Annotated in this window: 15 protein-coding genes; 11 read left to right on the forward strand and 4 right to left on the reverse strand. The window is 54.6% G+C overall.

Going from position 1 to position 16,893, the window contains the following annotated elements:
• Nucleotides 1–177 precede the first annotated feature (177 nt).
• Together thiI and G461_RS0118815 are read left to right on the forward strand one after the other, a co-directional pair.
• Nucleotides 178–1,641: a tRNA uracil 4-sulfurtransferase ThiI gene (gene thiI, locus G461_RS0118810; protein ID WP_026973000.1), complete on the forward strand. Its 1,464-nt coding sequence runs from the start codon at nucleotides 178–180 to the stop codon at nucleotides 1,639–1,641.
• Between the two features lie 211 nt (nucleotides 1,642–1,852).
• Nucleotides 1,853–2,347 (forward strand): glycine cleavage system transcriptional repressor, encoded by a 495-nt coding sequence (locus G461_RS0118815; protein ID WP_026958490.1) that lies wholly within the window; start codon nucleotides 1,853–1,855, stop codon nucleotides 2,345–2,347.
• A 58-nt stretch (nucleotides 2,348–2,405) separates the two neighbouring features.
• Here the strand turns inward: G461_RS0118815 and G461_RS0118820 are convergent, their stop codons facing one another.
• Nucleotides 2,406–2,822, reverse strand: coding sequence for a CBS domain-containing protein (locus G461_RS0118820; RefSeq protein ID WP_026958491.1), 417 nt, complete (start codon nucleotides 2,820–2,822; stop codon nucleotides 2,406–2,408).
• Nucleotides 2,823–3,027: 205 nt separating this feature from the next.
• Between G461_RS0118820 and G461_RS0118825 the strand changes: the two genes are divergently transcribed.
• Nucleotides 3,028–5,697 (forward strand): bifunctional acetate--CoA ligase family protein/GNAT family N-acetyltransferase, encoded by a 2,670-nt coding sequence (locus G461_RS0118825; protein WP_026973001.1) that lies wholly within the window; start codon nucleotides 3,028–3,030, stop codon nucleotides 5,695–5,697.
• Here the strand turns inward: G461_RS0118825 and G461_RS0118830 are convergent.
• Nucleotides 5,636–6,388 carry a hypothetical protein gene (locus tag G461_RS0118830; RefSeq protein WP_026973002.1) on the reverse strand — a complete coding sequence of 251 codons (753 nt, stop codon included), beginning with the start codon at nucleotides 6,386–6,388 and terminating at the stop codon, nucleotides 5,636–5,638. The two genes, G461_RS0118825 and G461_RS0118830, sit on opposite strands and share 62 nt — an antisense overlap.
• 272 nt (nucleotides 6,389–6,660) lie before the next feature.
• On the opposite strand from G461_RS0118830, the gene G461_RS0118835 reads away from it, so the two are divergent.
• The 8 genes from G461_RS0118835 (at nucleotide 6,661) to pstB (ending at nucleotide 15,107) form a co-directional block, all read left to right on the forward strand.
• Nucleotides 6,661–9,522 carry an FAD-binding and (Fe-S)-binding domain-containing protein gene (locus G461_RS0118835; RefSeq protein ID WP_342664378.1) on the forward strand — a complete coding sequence of 954 codons (2,862 nt, stop codon included), beginning with the start codon at nucleotides 6,661–6,663 and terminating at the stop codon, nucleotides 9,520–9,522.
• A gap of 218 nt (nucleotides 9,523–9,740) precedes the next feature.
• Nucleotides 9,741–10,355, forward strand: coding sequence for a helix-turn-helix transcriptional regulator (locus tag G461_RS0118840; RefSeq protein ID WP_026973004.1), 615 nt, complete (start codon nucleotides 9,741–9,743; stop codon nucleotides 10,353–10,355).
• 37 nt (nucleotides 10,356–10,392) lie between these two features.
• On the forward strand, nucleotides 10,393–10,821 hold the full coding sequence (locus tag G461_RS0118845) for a hypothetical protein (protein WP_026973005.1): 429 nt from the start codon (nucleotides 10,393–10,395) through the stop codon (nucleotides 10,819–10,821).
• 33 nt (nucleotides 10,822–10,854) lie between these two features.
• The gene (locus G461_RS0118850; RefSeq protein WP_026973006.1) at nucleotides 10,855–11,394 is read left to right on the forward strand and encodes a DUF924 family protein; all 540 of its coding nucleotides are present in this window, start codon (nucleotides 10,855–10,857) and stop codon (nucleotides 11,392–11,394) included.
• Between the two features lie 270 nt (nucleotides 11,395–11,664).
• Entirely contained in the window at nucleotides 11,665–12,480 is an 816-nt protein-coding gene (locus tag G461_RS0118855; protein WP_026973007.1) for a phosphate ABC transporter substrate-binding protein, read from the forward strand.
• 87 nt (nucleotides 12,481–12,567) lie between these two features.
• Nucleotides 12,568–13,503 carry a phosphate ABC transporter permease subunit PstC gene (gene pstC, locus G461_RS0118860; protein WP_051326602.1) on the forward strand — a complete coding sequence of 312 codons (936 nt, stop codon included), beginning with the start codon at nucleotides 12,568–12,570 and terminating at the stop codon, nucleotides 13,501–13,503.
• Nucleotides 13,503–14,348, forward strand: a complete 846-nt coding sequence (gene pstA, locus G461_RS0118865; protein WP_035477175.1) for a phosphate ABC transporter permease PstA — start codon at nucleotides 13,503–13,505, stop codon at nucleotides 14,346–14,348. Before pstC ends, pstA begins: the two co-directional genes overlap by 1 nt.
• A gap of 9 nt (nucleotides 14,349–14,357) precedes the next feature.
• A complete protein-coding gene (pstB, locus tag G461_RS0118870; RefSeq protein WP_026973008.1) occupies nucleotides 14,358–15,107 on the forward strand; it encodes a phosphate ABC transporter ATP-binding protein PstB in 750 nt (249 codons plus the stop codon).
• 85 nt (nucleotides 15,108–15,192) lie between these two features.
• Here the strand turns inward: pstB and G461_RS24840 are convergent, their stop codons facing one another.
• Nucleotides 15,193–15,870, reverse strand: a complete 678-nt coding sequence (locus G461_RS24840) for a DUF642 domain-containing protein (protein WP_084429381.1) — start codon at nucleotides 15,868–15,870, stop codon at nucleotides 15,193–15,195.
• A 369-nt stretch (nucleotides 15,871–16,239) separates the two neighbouring features.
• Nucleotides 16,240–16,722 (reverse strand): DUF2947 family protein, encoded by a 483-nt coding sequence (locus G461_RS0118885; protein ID WP_026958502.1) that lies wholly within the window; start codon nucleotides 16,720–16,722, stop codon nucleotides 16,240–16,242.
• Nucleotides 16,723–16,893: the final 171 nt, after the last annotated feature.

Genomic DNA, 16,893 nt, shown 5'->3' on the forward strand with positions numbered 1-16,893 from the left:
ACCACCTATATCACGTAGCAGGGAGGCAAAGGCCTCCCTCTTTTTTGCATCAAGCTTTCTCTGAACCATATGTATTATCTCGGTTGACCTACCCAAAGCGCTGCAAAAGTCTACAGGCGTAGCAGGCAAACTAAACTCAGGGTATAATCCGCGGCCAAATTTACCGGAGCCGATCCCATGAAGTTTAAGTTCATCGTTAAGTTATTCCCCGAAATTACTATGAAGAGTAAGTCGGTGCGCAAACGCTTTAGCAAGATCCTGCAAAGCAATATTCGCAATGTGCTGAGCAACTTAGAGATGGATATCCGGGTAAAACTGGAATGGGACCGACTGATCGTTACTGCCCGTAATGTAGAAGAATCGGACCGCGAACCGCTGGTGGATGCGCTGGGCTGTATCCCGGGTATCCAACACTTCTTGGAAGTGAGCGAGTTCGAGTACACCGACTTGCACAACCTCTATGAGATTACCCACGAAGTCTGGAAAGATCGCCTGCAAGGCAAAACCTTCTGTGTGCGCGTCAAACGCAGCGGTAAGCAGGACTTCACCTCCATCGAAGCAGAGCGTTATGTGGGTGGCGGCATCAACCAGTACTGTGAAACGGGCGGCGTGAAGCTGAAGAACCCAGACGTAACCATCCGTTTGGAGATCGAAGACAACAAGGCCTTCTTGGTGAAACACCAGCATCCGGGTCTGGGCGGCTTCCCTATCGCCACCCAAGAGAGTGTGCTGTCGCTGCTATCCGGCGGCTTCGACTCTGGGGTATCCAGCTACCAGCTGATCAAGCGCGGTACCAAGGTGCACTACTGCTTCTTTAATCTGGGTGGACGTGCCCATGAGATCGGCGTGAAGCAAGTGGCCCACCACCTGTGGAAACGCTATGGCTCCTCGCACCGCGTGAAGTTTATTGCGGTGGACTTCGACCCGGTTGTCGATCAGATCCTGCAAAACGTTGAGAACGGCCAAATGGGCGTAGTGCTTAAGCGGATGATGGTGCGCGCCGCATCGAGTCTGGCGCAGCGTTTGGATATTCCTGCCTTGGTCACTGGTGAAGCTGTGGGTCAGGTCTCCAGTCAGACCTTGGTAAACCTTGGAATGATCGACAAGGTGTCAGAGACGCTGATTCTGCGCCCACTGATTGCCACCGATAAGCAAGATATCATCGACACCGCCCACCACATCGGCACTGGTGACTTTGCCGAGACCATGCCGGAGTACTGTGGCGTAATCTCGCAAAAGCCTACGGTTAAAGCGGTTGAATCGAAGCTACTCGAAGAAGAGCAGAAGTTCGACTTTGGCGTGCTGGATAAGGTGGTGGAAGAGGCGCGGATTATCGATATTCGCGATATTGCCAATGAGAGCGATGAGCAGGTGCATCAGGTTGAGACCGTGACCGAAGTGCAGCAAGAGCATGCGGTAGTACTGGATGTGCGCGCTCCGGAAGAGGAAGAAGTTGCGCCTCTGGAGCTCGACGACGTGGAAGTGGTGCATCTGCCGTTCTTTAAACTGGCTACCCAGTTCGGCGATCTGGACCAAAGTAAGCAGTACTTGCTGTACTGTGATCGCGGCGTGATGAGCAAGCTACAAGCCTTGTACCTCAAAGAGCAGGGCTTTGATAACGTTGGCGTTTACCGCCGCTAAGCCACCTTACCTGCGCTCTGTTATCGGGGTGTTGCGGCGATGTTTAGGACTCGCTAGTCAACACTCCGGGTTTAGCCAACTGGCTCAAGCTTTTAGGGATTTCTCCTGCCGCCCTCCAGCCCTCGGGTTACACTTTTAAGTGAACCACACTGCCAAGTGAACCATATTTCGCGTGAACCATTAATTCGTGTGAGCTAGGAGGGACTGGACTATGAGTGCAATGTTTATGGTAACCGTCAGTGGTGCTGAGCATCCTGAACGACTGCGAGACCTCGCCACACTAACCCACCAGCACCAAGGAAAGTGGGTCAACAGCCGGGTCATTAATCTCGATGGCTATTTTGCCACCATCTTCAAGGTCGAACTGCCCGAAGACCAAGCCGAGCCGCTGCAAGACAAGCTAATCGATTTCCCCGATGTGAACCTGCAGATCCTCCCTTGCCTGGATACCCCAGAAGTGGCCCGTCATACCGTCGCACTGCATGTCGATGCCGAAGACCGCGCCGGTTTGATTCAGGACATCACCTCCTGTTTGGCGCAACACGATGTGGTGGTGGACAAAATGGAGTGCCATCGCTTTCAGGTCGCCGATGCCGCGAGTCTGGTGTTCTCAGCAGCGTTCGAGTTATCGGTACCAGCAAGCCTGGATATCGGCATGATCAAATCCGAGCTGGAAGAGCTCGATGCGGGGCTGAAAGTTAAGTAGCTCAGTGAAACCGCCAGAGCTGGAAGATAGAGCCGCGCTGAGTCGGCTCTATGTTGTGTTAGGCGAGAGAGCTTTCGCTATTGAACTGGGTCACCGCTTTTAGGATGCTGCGGGCGCTGTATTGGCCGACAAACTTGCCATTCTCGACCACCGGGATGCGGCGGCGTTTGTCTTTTAACAGCTTCTCTGCCACCGCCAGAATGTCCACATCGGTGCCTAAGGTGTCGACTTCTTCCGTCATAAACTGACCTACATTGCCACCCAAGTGACCGTGATAGGTGCCTTTCAAGATGGCCTGCAGGCAGTCAATCTCGGAGATAACGCCCACTACCTCTTTTCGCTCATTCAGTACCGTCGCGCCCGACACCTTGGCTGTGATCATCAGGTCGATCGCTTCGAACAGCGACGTCTTTGGAGTAACCGTGACCGGGTTAAGGGTCATGTAGTCGATCGCTTTGATAGAACGCAAGGGCATAGTTGCCTCGGCTTTTTGTTGTTAGTGATAACTAATGGTATGCAGAAGAATCGGGTGCTTGTCCAGCAAGTTGTGAAGAATTTGTTATTTTTCTACCGTTTTCAATATGGTTAGGAACATGAAGTGGGTTGGGGTTGTGGCTTGGGTATCACGCTACACTAAAGCCAACGCCTCGTAATGCACGCTCAATCTGCAAGGATCGACAATGAGTTTAGGGAAGCTACAACGCTTGTTCGCGCCACGCTCGGTGGCGGTTATTGGCGCTACCAGCCGGGCCAATAGCGCCGGACGCTTGGTGATGTCAGGCTTGATGAACGGTGGTTTTGCTGGACCGGTGATGCCAGTTAACGCCAAAGAGAAGGCGGTGCTGGGCGTTTTGGCCTACTCACATATCTTGGAGCTGCCACTCACTCCCGATTTGGCGATTGTCTGTTCTGAGTCTGAGCAAGCCAAAGCGGAGTTGGCGCTACTCGGTCAGCTTGGCTGCAAAGTGGTGGTGCTGTGTAGCCGCCTCGATGAGCGCGATAAAGCCGAGGTACAGGAGCTGCTGCAGCGCTTCGACTTTCGCCTGTTAGGGCCCGATTCCATCGGGTTAATGATTCCGGCGATTGGCCTGCACGCCTCGCTCGCCCACTGTCCGGCCAAGCCCGGTAAGATTGCCTTTGTCTCGCAATCTGCAGCGGTGTGCACCACGGTGCTTGATTGGGCCAACTACAACCAGATTGGCTTTTCTTCGTTTATCTCGCTTGGCGAAGCGCTCGATATCACCTTTGGTGAGCTGCTGGATTATCTGGGGCGCGATGGCAAAACCCAGGCCATCATGCTGTATGTCGACTCGATTCAAGACAAGCAACGCTTTATGTCGGCGGCGCGTGCGGCCTCGCGCAACAAGCCAATCTTGGTGATTAAGTCCGGGCGCAGCCAGCAAGGCGCGCAAGCCGCTGCGCTGCACAGCGGTGGTGAAGTGGGGCTGGATGCAGTATTCGATGCCGCCTTCCGCCGCGCCGGTATGCTGCGGGTCAAAGACTTACATGAGCTGTTTGCGGCGGTGGAAACGCTAGCCTACTCCAAGCCGGTGAAGGGCGAGCGACTGGCGATTATCAGCAACGGTGGAGGCCCCGGTGTGCTGGCCCTCGATACCTTGCTAGAAAATGGCGGCAAGTTGGCGGAGCTGTCTGCCGATACCCTGGCTAAGCTTGACGCTATCTTGCCCACCGGCTGGTCCGGGCAGAACCCGGTGGATATGCTGGGCGATGCCGATCCTAAACGCTATACCCAATGCCTGGATGTGTTGCTGGAAAGCGGCGACGCCGATGCGGTGCTGGTGATGCATGCCCCGGCCTTGTTCGCCTGTGGCGAAGACAGCGCCCAGGCAGTGATCGACAGCTTTACCCGCCACCGGGCGAGTGGGCGTTGTAACCTGCTGACCAACTGGATGGGGGAGCACAGTGCCTATGCCGCGCGCGAGCGGCTGAGAAACGCCGGGATCCCCACCTATCGTACCCCCGAGGCGGCAGTGGGCGCGTTTATGCATATGGTGGAATTTCGCCGCAACCAAAAACTGCTGCAGCATACCCCGCAAACCGTCAGTGAGCTGATCCCAGCTGACGCCGCGCTACAACGCCAAGAGCTCCAGGGCTACCTCAACAAGGGCCGGCAAGTGTTGGAGACCCATACCGCCAGTGCACTGCTGCAGGCCTATGGGATCAACACCATCGATACCTGGCTGGTGAAAAACAAGGCCGAAGCACTCAGTCAGGCCGAGCGAATTGGCTACCCGGTGGCGCTGAAGATCCAAAGCCCAGACATCTTACACAAAGCGGATGTGCACGGCGTCTCGCTCAACCTAAACAACGCCCAAGAGCTGGAGATTGCCGCCGATTCGATGCTGGAGCGGGTGCATCAGGCGTATCCAGAGGCGCAGGTCGATGGCATGCTGCTGCAGCGCATGGCCTTAAGTGCTGGTGCCCAGGAGCTAAGGATTGCGGTGATCTGCGATCCGGTGTTCGGGCCGGCGATCTTTCTCGGTGAAGGCGGCTCGGAATGGGATGAAGCGAAAGATGCCGCCGTGGCGTTGCCGCCTTTGAATATGGCGCTGTCCCGCTACCTGCTGATTAGCGCCATCAAGATGCAGAAGATCCGCGAACGTAATCTGCCGCAGAGCATGGACATGCAGGCGGTCTGTGCGCTGCTTACCCGCATCTCTCACTTGGTGATCGATTGCGCCGAGATCTACCGCCTCGACCTGAATCCGGTGTTGGTGGCGGGCGACCAGGTGACAGTGCTTGATGCCAACATCCAGCTGCGCGCCAACGACCAGAGCACCCAACAGCGCCTTGCCATTCGCCCTTACCCCAAAGAGCTTGAGCAACGCTGTAACCTAAAATCTGGGCTCGAGGTGCTGCTGCGGCCTATTCTGCCAGAGGATGAACCACGCCACTTAGCCTTCGACTCCTCGCTTAGCGACGAAGACCGCTACAAACGCTATTTTGGCGCACGCGGCCAGATGACCCACGAGGAGATGGCCCTGCTCACCCAGATTGATTACGCCCGGGAGATGGCTTTTATCGCTGAAGATCGTCAAGCACCGGATGACCGCGCCATTCTCGGAGTGGTGAGAGCAACCATCGACCCCGACAACATCGAAGCCGAATTCGCCATGGTGGTGCGCAGCGATATGCAGGGGCAGGGGCTCGGTTCGCGCCTGCTCAGCAAGCTTATCGATTACTACCGCGCCAAGGGTACCGAGCGAGTTAGCGGTATCACCATGATCCAAAATCGCGGGATGGCGGGGCTGGCCAAAAAGCTGGGGTTTAAGGTACGTATGGACTTGGAAGAAGGGGTGATCGAGATGAACTTGCAACTGGTGGAGTAGCGGCTACTCGCGCCAGCTGTTTACTCAAGGCTGCGGCGAACTTGGGCACTAACTCTTGGTGACGCTCATGCAGCAACATGTAGGAAGAACGGATACTCAGAGGCCGCTTCAGGCAGGTTTTAAGGTGCTCGCGCTGTAACGAGAACACCCGCTCAACCACTTCCAAGGGGGCTGGAAAGTAGTCTGCCCGGCCGCGTCGTAACATATCGAATATTTTGGTCGGCTCAATGACCTGCTCATGACCGACTCGAGACAGCGCATACATCTGCTCGAAATACTGCCAACCGATAATGCCCACCGGCTTGCGATAAGGGAGCTGATCCGGTTTAGGACAGTGGTTGTTCTTATTAGTCCAATACCAGACCTCGGACTGAAACAGTGGCTGATCAACTAACAGTAAGTTGGCTGAAGGACTTTTGCCGGGCGTGCGCACGCGCAGTGCCTCGCCATCGAGGTCTCCGGCATTGGCTTGGCGGGAGGCCCGCGCCGCGGGCAGATCGACAAACTCGATCTGGTAGCCAAGTTCCAGCCCGGCGTTAGAAATCGCTTGATGCGCGTGCGGGTAGAGCGCCCGTAGCTGCTTGATGCTGGCCAGTCGCAAGACCGGCAGCTCGGCACTCAAGCTCGCTTGCGAGGTGATCAGCAAAGTAATAATAAACAGGCGCTTACAGTAAGCGAACCACGACAACAACAACGTCCCCTTGTGATCTCTGTGGTTTATCGACTTTAGTCCAATAGCTGAGGCTTAAGCTTAGCCACTAAGCTAAGCCAAACACGATGATGCAGCCCGGCCATACCGATGTATTGCTATCGTTATTTACAGAGTGATAGCGGATCACCACTGTAGAGAGCTGATTTCTAATAAGCAACCACTCAATAATGTCGGTGTGATGCCGCGAAACCGCTAGTCAGCCCGCGTGTAGTGGGTGTAACCAGCAAGAACTAACCCTGAGAGATGTGCAGATGGACATGCCCAGTGAACACGACCTAGCTGATACCCCCACCAACCGTGACGACGCCTACCAGCAGCTTGAGCAGATGCTGCTGCAGAGCTTTGAACCGGAGCAGGTGCTGAGCGGCGAAACCGAAACCTTGGCCTTTGGCACCGACGCCAGTTTTTACCGGTTGATCCCCAAGCTGGTGGTCAAGTTGCGCTCCTTGGCCCAGCTAAAATGGGTGATGGCTTGCTGCCGTGACCTGTCGTTGCCCTTTACCTTTCGCGCGGCGGGCACCAGTTTGTCGGGTCAGGCGATCAGCGATTCGGTATTGCTGTTGCTAAGCGATGATTGGACTGGTCATCAGATCCTTGAAGAGGGGCAAGCCATCCGCCTCCAGCCTGGTGTGATTGGCGCTGATGCTAACCGCTATTTGGCGCCCTATCAAAAGAAAATCGGCCCGGATCCGGCCTCGATTGCCGCCTGTAAGATTGGCGGGATTGTTGCTAATAATGCCTCGGGGATGTGCTGTGGCACTGCCCAAAACAGCTACAACACGCTGAAAAGCATGCACCTGGTGCTGGCTGATGGTAGCGAGTTGGACACCGCCGACCCGCTTAGCGTGCAGCGTTTTCGCTTTTCTCACGCGCGCTTTCTGCATAGGCTCAAGCAATTGGCTGAGCAGACTGTGGCTAACAGCGAGCTAAAGTCGCTGATTCAGCATAAGTACCGCCTGAAGAACACCACCGGCTACAGCCTGAATGCACTGATTGATTATCAAGACCCCATCGATATCCTGACTCACCTGATGGTGGGCTCGGAGGGTACCCTCGGCTTTATTGCCAGCGTGACCTACCAAACCGTCGATGAGCATCCCCACAAGGCCTCGTGTTTGTTGGTCTTCGACAATAACCAACAAGCCTGTGAGGCGGTGAAAACCTTGGCCGCTAAGCCGGTATCGGCGGTGGAGTTGATGGATGGACGGGCGCTGGCCTCGGTAGCCGATCAGCCCGGTATGCCAGATTTTATCCAACATTTGGACAAACAGGCCTGTGCTCTATTGGTGGAAGCGCGCAGCAGCAGCGCCAGCGGCCTGACCCAGCGTTGCAATGCGTTAATCAAGAGCTTGGAGCCGCATCCGCGCCGCAACGAGGTGGCGTTTACCCCGCTGGAGCAGGAATACAGCCGCCTATGGGCAATCCGTAAAGGCTTGTTCCCGGCGGTGGGGGCGGTGCGCGCCACTGGTACCACGGTGGTGATTGAGGATGTGGCCTTCCCGATTGAGCATCTGGCTGAAGGGGTCGAGGCGCTGCAACAGCTGTTCGTTGAACATGGCTACCAAGAGGCGCTGATCTTTGGTCATGCACTGGCGGGCAACCTGCACTTCGTGTTCACCCAGAGCTTTGATACGCCGGAAGAGGTGGCGCGTTACGACGGCTTTATGCAGGCGGTCAGTCAGCTGGTAGCGGTGGATTACAAGGGCTCCCTAAAAGCGGAGCATGGCACCGGGCGCAACATGGCTCCTTTTGTGGAGTTGGAGTGGGGCGAGCAGGGCGTGGCCTTGATGCAGCAGATCAAGCAGCTGTTTGACCCGCAGGGCCTGCTCAACCCAGGGGTGATCCTCAACCCTGACTCGCAGGCGCACATTCGAAACTTAAAGCTGATGCCCGCCGCCGACAGCTTGGTGGACAAGTGTATCGAGTGCGGCTTCTGTGAGGCGGTCTGCCCCTCGCGCAAGCTTAGCCTGACTCCTCGCCAGCGGATTGTTATCTACCGTGAGATAGCTGCCCTGCGGCGCAGTCAGGATCAGCCGGAGCGCTTGGCGCGAATGGAAAAAGACTTCAAGTATCAGGGCATCGATACCTGCGCGGCGGTAGGCCTGTGTGCCGATCGCTGCCCGGTGGGGATCAACACTGGCGATCTGGTGCGCAAGCTTCGGGCCGAGGCGCAGCAAGGGGGGCGCGGCGAGACTATCGCGCGCTGGAGCGCCAAGCACTTTGCTGGTCTTGCCAGTGGTGGCCGGGTCGGTCTGCAGTTGATGGATTTCACCCAGCAGCTACTGGGCGAAAAGGTGATGGGCAAGCTCACCCATGGAGCCGGCAAGCTGACCAAGCAGCCGGCGCTGCAACAGTGGAGTCCGGCCTTCCCTAAAGCGGCGGCCAGCTTCAAGCCCAAGCGGGTATTCCACCCCGACAAGGTGGTGTACTTTCCTTCCTGCGCGTCACGCACCATGGGGCCGCCGGCTGATGCGCTTGATCAGCGCTCACTGCAAGAGGCCACCTGCTCGGTGCTGGAAAAGGCTGGCTTTGAGGTGATTGTTCCCGAGGGGATTGGCGGTAGCTGCTGCGGCTTGCCCTATCATAGCAAAGGCTTTGCCGAGCAAAGTGAGGCGAAATCCAAGCAGCTGGAAGCGCAGTTATGGCAGGCCAGTGAGCAAGGCCGCTGGCCAGTGTTGATGGACACCAGCCCCTGTGCCAAACGCAGCCAAGAGCAGTTCACTCAAGATATGGCTATCTACGAGCCGGTGGGCTTTATCTACCAGCACGCCTTGCCGCGGCTGGAAATCTTGCCGTTGCAGCAGCCCATCATGTTGCATCTGACCTGTAGCTCGCGGCGGATGGGGGTTGAACAGGCCTTTATGGGCTTGGCCAAGGCCTGTGCGCCCGAGGCGGTACTGCCAGAGCAGATCTATTGCTGCGGCTGGGCGGGCGACAAAGGCTTCAGCCATCCCGAACTTAATGCCAGTGCACTGGAGCGCTTACGTGAGCAAGTGCCGGAAGGTTGCTCGCGGGGCTACAGCAATAGCCGCACCTGTGAGATCGGCTTAATGAAACACAGCGGTATTCCCTATCAATCGATTGTCTACCTGGTCGACGAGGTCAGTCTATGAACCCACAGGCACTACTTAAGCCTATTAAGTCACAGCAAAAGGCAGAACAAGCACTTAGCTCATCGCGCAATAGCAAGTGGCTGGCGAAACGTCGACGGCGGCGCGAGCCAGCCAGAGAATCGGGAGAGCTCACCTTGGACGTGAACCTCCCCCAAATTCAGGCTAATTAATAAAGTACTAACTTTACATAATCCTCATCGCCCTCAATAATGACGGAGATGAAAAGTAGCGAACAAATCTTATTTACCATTAAGCGCCACGGTCAGCAGAGCGTAAAAATGCTGGCCAATCAGCTGAGCATGACCACCATGGGGGTGCGCCAGCACCTGCACCAGCTAGAGCAGCAAGGCTTAGTGGAATTCCATGAGCAAAAGGTGAAAGTGGGTCGACCGACCCGCTTTTGGCGTTTGACCGCCAGCGGCCATGCGCGCTTTCCCGACTCGCACAGCGACCTTAGCGTGCAGCTACTCAGCGCCGTTGAGCAGGTGTTTGGTGATGAAGGGCTGGATCAGCTGGTTGCACAACGCGAACAGCAAAGCCTGAGCAACTATCAGCGGCTGCTAAGCCCGATTGAGGATGTCGAAGCCAAGCTGGATGCCTTTACCCGCCGCCGCAGTGAGGAGGGCTACTTGGCCAGCTGGGCTGCCCATGACCAAGGCTACCTGTTTATCGAAGACCACTGCCCGATCTGCGCCGCCGCCAGCGCCTGCCAAAAGCTGTGTCGCTCCGAGCTGGCGATGTTGGGCTACCTGTTCGAGGGCTATCAAGTGTCACGCCAAGAACATATTGTGCAGGGAGCGCGGCGCTGTGCCTACTATCTGGTTAAGTCCTAGCTGGCACTTATCAAAGAGTTTTGGAGGAGCGTGTGCAGTGCTAGCTGCTTGCCTGCTGTTCCCCGTTGCTAATGCCCAAGCCAGCGACTGCCAACTCAATCCGATTCCCGCGAATCAGCAATACTATGGCTGCGCGTGTAGCTTCTACCTGCCCACCGTGGCTGGCAACCCAACCCGCATTCTGCTGCAGACCCAGCTCGATGGCTCCGATCCCATCCTAAACCGCGATGGACGCGCACAACCTATATGGGGCAGCCGCAGCACAGAGCTACTCAGTGAAGCTGGCCAGCAGCAGTTGCACCGTTGGCGCTGGCATAATCAAGCCATCAACTTAAAGGTGGTGGCTGCCCCGCGCTGTGAGTGGGGTAAGGCCGGCTGTGAGGTGGTGCACTATGTGGCCCAGCTGGCAATTGCCGGTAACTACCAGCAATGTGAGTGGCTATTGCAAGGGGATTGTGGCTGCTAGCATTAAAGCCAAGGAGTGAAGGGGGAGAGAGCAATGCATTACATGGACGTACTGAATTTTTGGTTCTCAGAATGCCGACCCGCCCAATGGTTTGAAAAAGACCTAGCTTTTGACCGAGAGGTGGAGCGGCGCTTCGCAGCATTTCACCGGGCTGCGGCCGCCGGAGAGCTCGCCCATTGGCGGCTGCGACCACAGGGCTCACTGGCTGAGGTGATTGTGCTGGACCAGTTCTCTCGCAATATCTTCCGCGATAGCCCGCAAGCCTTTGCCTATGATTCCGTGGCGTTGGTGCTAGCCCAGCAGGCCATCGCCAACTATCAGGACAAGGTACTTGCGCCCATCCAGCGGGCTTTTTTGTATATGCCATTTATGCACTCGGAGAGCCGAGTCATCCAGCAGCAAAGCGTAGCCTTGTTCTCCCAGCCGGGACTGGAGCAGAATTATGACTTCGCGCTGCAGCATGCGCGGATTATCGAACGCTTTGGTCGCTACCCGCACCGTAATACCCTCCTTGGGCGCACTAGTAGCTCGGAAGAACGCGAATTTCTTAACACGCCAGGCTCGTCGTTTTAGTGGTATACCTGATGAAGCTCTGAATCCTGCATCTTGAGGTTATTCGGGTATCAGCCCGCACGGCGACTGACATGTCGCCATCGTAGATGATAGGTTTTTTATGGTTTTTAGTTGTAAATAAAACCTAAAGCACCTGTCTAAAGTTTCGCCTATTCTCTCTTTCCTAAAATATTTCACTAACTGTCATGTGGCTGTCACATTGACTTGTTTTAATCTGCGTCGAGTCACAGGAGACGTGACCCCCAATAAACAACTTTAGAGAGTAGTATCGTGAAAAACCTAATCATCTCATCTATCAGCGCTGTATCGCTAATGTTTGGTGCCTCTGCTTACGCTGCTAGCACCGTAACTGTTTCTGGCTCTACCTCTGTAACCGGTGTTATGGAAGTACTGGCTGAGAAATACCAAGCTGCACAAGCTGATGCTGTAGAAGTACAAGGTACTGGTTCTGGCGCAGGTATACGTGCTGCCAACGACGGTACCAGCATGATTGGTATGTCTTCTCGTGCAGTTGCTGACGACGAGCTGAAAGCTGGTGTTAAGCAATTCACTATGGCGATGGACGGTATCGCAGTAGCAGTGAACAACGCTAACGGCGTTCAAGACCTGACTGCTGAGCAAGTTAAGAAAATTTACATGGGTGAAATCACTAACTGGAGCGAAGTGGGCGGTGCCAACATGCCAATCGTTGCAGTAACCCGTGAAGTAGGTTCAGGTACTCGTGGTGCATTCGAAGACATCATGGGTCTGATTCGCAAGATTAACGGTCAGAAAGTGACTGCTATCTCTCCACGCGCACAAGTACAAAGCGGTAACGGTGCAATCAAAACCTTGGTTGCTAACAACCCTGCTGCAATCGGCTACATCTCTCTGGGTTCAGTAGATGAGTCTCTGCGCACCGTTAAAGTAGACGGCGCTCCAGCAACTAAAGAAGCTATCCGCGCTGGTGAGTACGGTGTTGCACGTCCTTTCGTACTGATGGTTCAAGAAGACACTGCAGCTGAAGCTCAGCGTTTCATCGACTTCATCATGGGTGAAGAAGGTGCACAAATCATCGAAAGCGAAGGTTACATCGACGTTCAGTAGTTCCTATAAAAAACAGGGATTTACTTAAAAGGAAGGGGCGGCCAGTAGTGGTTGCCTCTTTGTTGCGTTTAAAACGAAGTGAAGATTATGAGTGACGTAGTAACTGTAAACCACGCCCCCACTGCTAAGCAGTCAGGGCAGGTAGTGAAAGCACTAGAGGCATCAGCCAACCGAGTTGACTGGGCCAATCACCTATTCAAATACTTGTTCATGCTGAGCGCCTTTATTGGAGTGTTCTCAGTAGGGCTTATCGGCTACTTCTTGATTAAAGAAGGCATGCCAGCGCTGAGCTATGCCGGTGTAACCAATTTTGTATTCGGCATGGAGTGGGTGCCACCGGTACTGTTTGGTATTGCCCCAATGATCGTGGCCTCGCTAATTTCAGCACTAGGCGCGGTGGTTATTGGTGTTCCGGTTGCCCTGCTAACCGCTATCTTCCTGGCCGAAGTGGCGCCTAAGCGAGTAGCTGACGTGGTACGCCCAGCGGTAGAGTTGCTGGCCGGTATTCCTTCGGTGGTTTACGGCTTCTTTGGCCTGGTGATTATCGTACCGATGGTGGAGAAGGTGTTTAACATTCCTGCCGGTAACACCCTGATGGCTGCGATAATCGTTCTGGCGGTGATGATTCTGCCTACCGTGATTGCCATCTCAGAGACTGCGCTGCGCGCCGTGCCTCGCAGCTACAAAGAGGGCTCACTGGCGCTGGGTGCATCACCGATGTTCACCATCTTTAAAGTGCTACTGCCTGCGGCTCGCTCGGGCATCTTGGCCGGTGTGGTACTGGGTATTGCCCGCGCCATCGGTGAGACCATGGCGATTATCATGGTGATGGGTAACTCGCCGGCAATGCCGCGTCACTTGCTCGATTCTGCTCGCTCGCTTACCGCCAACATCGCGATGGAAATGGCCTACGCAACCGGCCTGCACTCTAGCGCGCTGTACACCACCGGTATCGTACTGCTGGTGTTTGTTATGGTGCTTAACGCCACCCTGTTATACCTCAACCGAGAGAAGGCAAGATAATGCGTCGAACGATTGAAGATAGAATTGCCCTGTCACTGATCTGGGGCGGAGCCAGCCTGACCATCATCTTCCTGGTATGGATGTTGTGGCATATCCTGGCGAATGGTTTGTCGTATGTAGACTGGACCTTTATCAGCGCTAACTACTCGGTGACTGATAAAGAGAACTCCGGTATCTGGCCGATGATCGTATCGACCATCTACATGGTGATTCTGTCCATCGCCATTGCCGCGCCAATCGGCATCATGACCGCGCTGTTCTTGACTGAATACGCCAAGCCCGGCAGTAAAGTGGTTAAGGTTATCCGCTTCTGTACCGAGTCGCTGGCCGGTATTCCGTCGATTATTTACGGCCTTTTCGGTATGACCTTCTTCGTGGTAACCCTAGGCTTAGGCTTCTCGATCTTGTCGGGTGCTTTGACCCTGACCATCTTGATCCTACCTGTTATCATCCGTACCACTGAAGAGGCACTGATTGCGGTGCCGCTGGCCTACCGTGAAGGCTCTTACGGACTGGGTGCATCAAAGATCTACACTATTTGGCGAGTGATTTTGCCATCGGCGATGCCGGGTATCATCACCTCGGTAATCCTAAGTACCGGCCGTGTTATTGGTGAATCTGCACCGGTATTCTTGACCGCCGGTATGGTGGCCCGTATCCCTGATTCAGTACTTGATTCTGGTCGTACCCTAACGGTACACCTGTACAAACTCACCACAGAGCTATACACCGTTCACGACTGGAACCAAGCCTATGCAACGGCAACGGTACTGATCGTACTGGTACTGGCTATCAACCTTGTGACCAAGCTAATTGGTCGCCGTCTAAACAAAGCGACCTACTAAGAGACAGTTATGAATAAGTTTGATGTTAAAGACTTAAACCTATACTACGGTGAAAACCACGCGCTAAAAGGCATTAACCTGCCGATCCCTGAGCGTAAAGTGACTGCACTGATTGGCCCGTCGGGTTGTGGTAAATCTACCCTGCTGCGCACCTTGAACCGTATGAACGATCTGATCGAGAACGTGAAGATCACCGGTAACGTGTCTCTAGATGGCAACGATATCTACCAAGAGCGCAACGTAGGCGGCCTGCGTATGAAAGTGGGCATGGTTTTCCAAAAGCCCAACCCGTTCCCGATGAGCATCTACGAAAACGTGGCCTACGGCCTGCGCGCCCAAGGCATCCGCGATAAGAAGGTTATCGATGAAGCGGTTGAAAATGCGCTACGTGGTGCTGCGTTGTGGGATGAAGTGAGCGATCGACTAGACGGCCACGCCTTTGGTCTGTCGGGTGGCCAGCAGCAGCGTCTGTGTATCGCGCGTGCGATTGCTATCCAGCCAGAAGTGATCTTGATGGATGAGCCGACCTCGGCACTGGATCCTATCGCGACCCACAAGATTGAAGAGTTGATGGAAGAGCTGCGCAAAGACTACACCATCGTGATCGTGACCCACTCTATGAACCAAGCTAAGCGTATCTCGGACAAGACCGCGGTATTCTGGATGGGTGAGCTGGTAGAGCACGGCGAAACCGCGCAGATCTTTAACTCTCCTCAAGACGAACGCACCAAAGGCTATGTAAACGGTGACTTCGGTTAATCGTAAGTAACCCTCTACTCTCGAAAAAACCAGGCAAGGGACTGTCTGGCTTTTTCACGTTTAGGATTTGGGAGAGTTTTGCGAGCTAAGCTTGCGCCTTTAAGCGCTTTCTGATGCCAAAGATTTTGCTGCCCAAGGCTAACCAAATCAGCGCAATCAATAGCAGGTAGCGGGCATCCGGCTCGTTGACCGAGGCGAAACTGGCCAAGCGCAGCGGCTGAGATTCAACATACACATCGTCAATCAGGTTGCCCAAGCGGCCGCTGGTAAGAGATTGAAAGTGGATAGAAGCCCCTTGGCTGTCAGCGGTGAACTGTGCATCCAGGCTGTTCCACATACGACGAGTGTGGTCATCAAACTCGCGGTAGTAGAGCAGCTCGCTCAGGTCATTGATGATGCTGACGGCAAAGCGTTCATCCTGTTTGGTGCGTGCGCGGTAGTCAAAACCGAATTGATAAATCTGTCCGGGGTTGGTGTCGAACGCTTGAAATATCTGGTAGTTACCTTCGGGGCAGGGCTTGCCTTTGTTATTGCAGTGAGCGTTGAGCTCGATGTGCTGTTGCCCGTCGGTGGCGTCAATCGAGAACATGTTGTGCCAGATCTCGATGTTATCGCCCGACCAGCCTTGCACATCATCGCTGTTAAAGTAGGCCCACTTTCCTTGTTTGAGGCTGTTGTCTTCAAAGCTGCCGTTGAGCAATAGGTTGGCGTTGGCAGAGGTCATTGTTACCGTGCAAATCAGCGCCAGAATAAATCGTTGCATAGCCTGTTCCCCAAATCCGGTGAAAATGAATCGATGTCAGTGAGCAAAAGTGGTTATCACTAATATAGACATCAATAATCGGGCCAGTATGGGAAATAGACTAATTTACAGATGCTTATAAGAAGTAGCGAGGAGCATTCGCATTTTGCAAACGCCCTATCGAGTGGGCACTCGCAAAATGCAACGTGAGAACGCTGAAGGCGATGGGTTATACCAATCTGGATAAGTTCATGGTCAGGTATTGCGCAGGGAAAATTATTGAGGGCGAGGAGGCGCTTGCCGTAACTAGTGGACTAATTACACAAGCGCTGACGCTGTCATCAATGATTTTAACCAGCAAGAATGAACGGTTACTTATGTAGATTGGTATTACAACTGCTTAGGCTTGGTCCCGGTGCGAAAACTGCCGTTCGCTAAAAATTGAGCGACCTCGGTGCGGCGCTTACCAAGCAGCAGCGCGCCGTCGTCCATAAACAGGAAGTTCTTCCAGCAGCGCTTGAAGGTGCCCCAAGTGGTTTCAATCACGCTGTATTGGTCGTTACAGTAGTAAACGATGGTGTTGTCTTCCCACTGCAAGGTATCGAGCAGTAGCTCGGGCAGCGCCGCCTGCTCGCTGTCCCACACTTCTTCCCAGTTCCCTTGCTCCTGCCAGGTCTCCACATTAAAGGCCCAATCACCACTGCGGAAAAAGTCCGGGTGATCAACCTGGCGACTGACCATTTGCTTCCAGAGCTCTTGCGCGCGCGGCTCTGTCATCGGCTTGATGGCCTGCTTGTCATTATCGTTGATGGGTAGATCCTGGCGACGAAAAATCCACGCTTTTTTATGCTGCTCGAGAGGGAAATAGTTCATGTAGTGACCAACTTTTGAGATAAACGCCGCCATTGTAACAGCAGTGGCCGCGCGGCTAAATCTACTATCTGCGCTAGGCTTGTTTGTTGTGTGGGCATGCCGTATGCTCCGCCACCGAAAAGATGCCGCTTGGGCATCGCATGTTTACTATCGAAGAGCTTTGTCTCAGAG

Source organism: Aliagarivorans marinus DSM 23064 (assembly GCF_000429485.1).
In the GTDB taxonomy this organism is placed as follows: Bacteria; Pseudomonadota; Gammaproteobacteria; order Enterobacterales; family Celerinatantimonadaceae; genus Aliagarivorans; species Aliagarivorans marinus.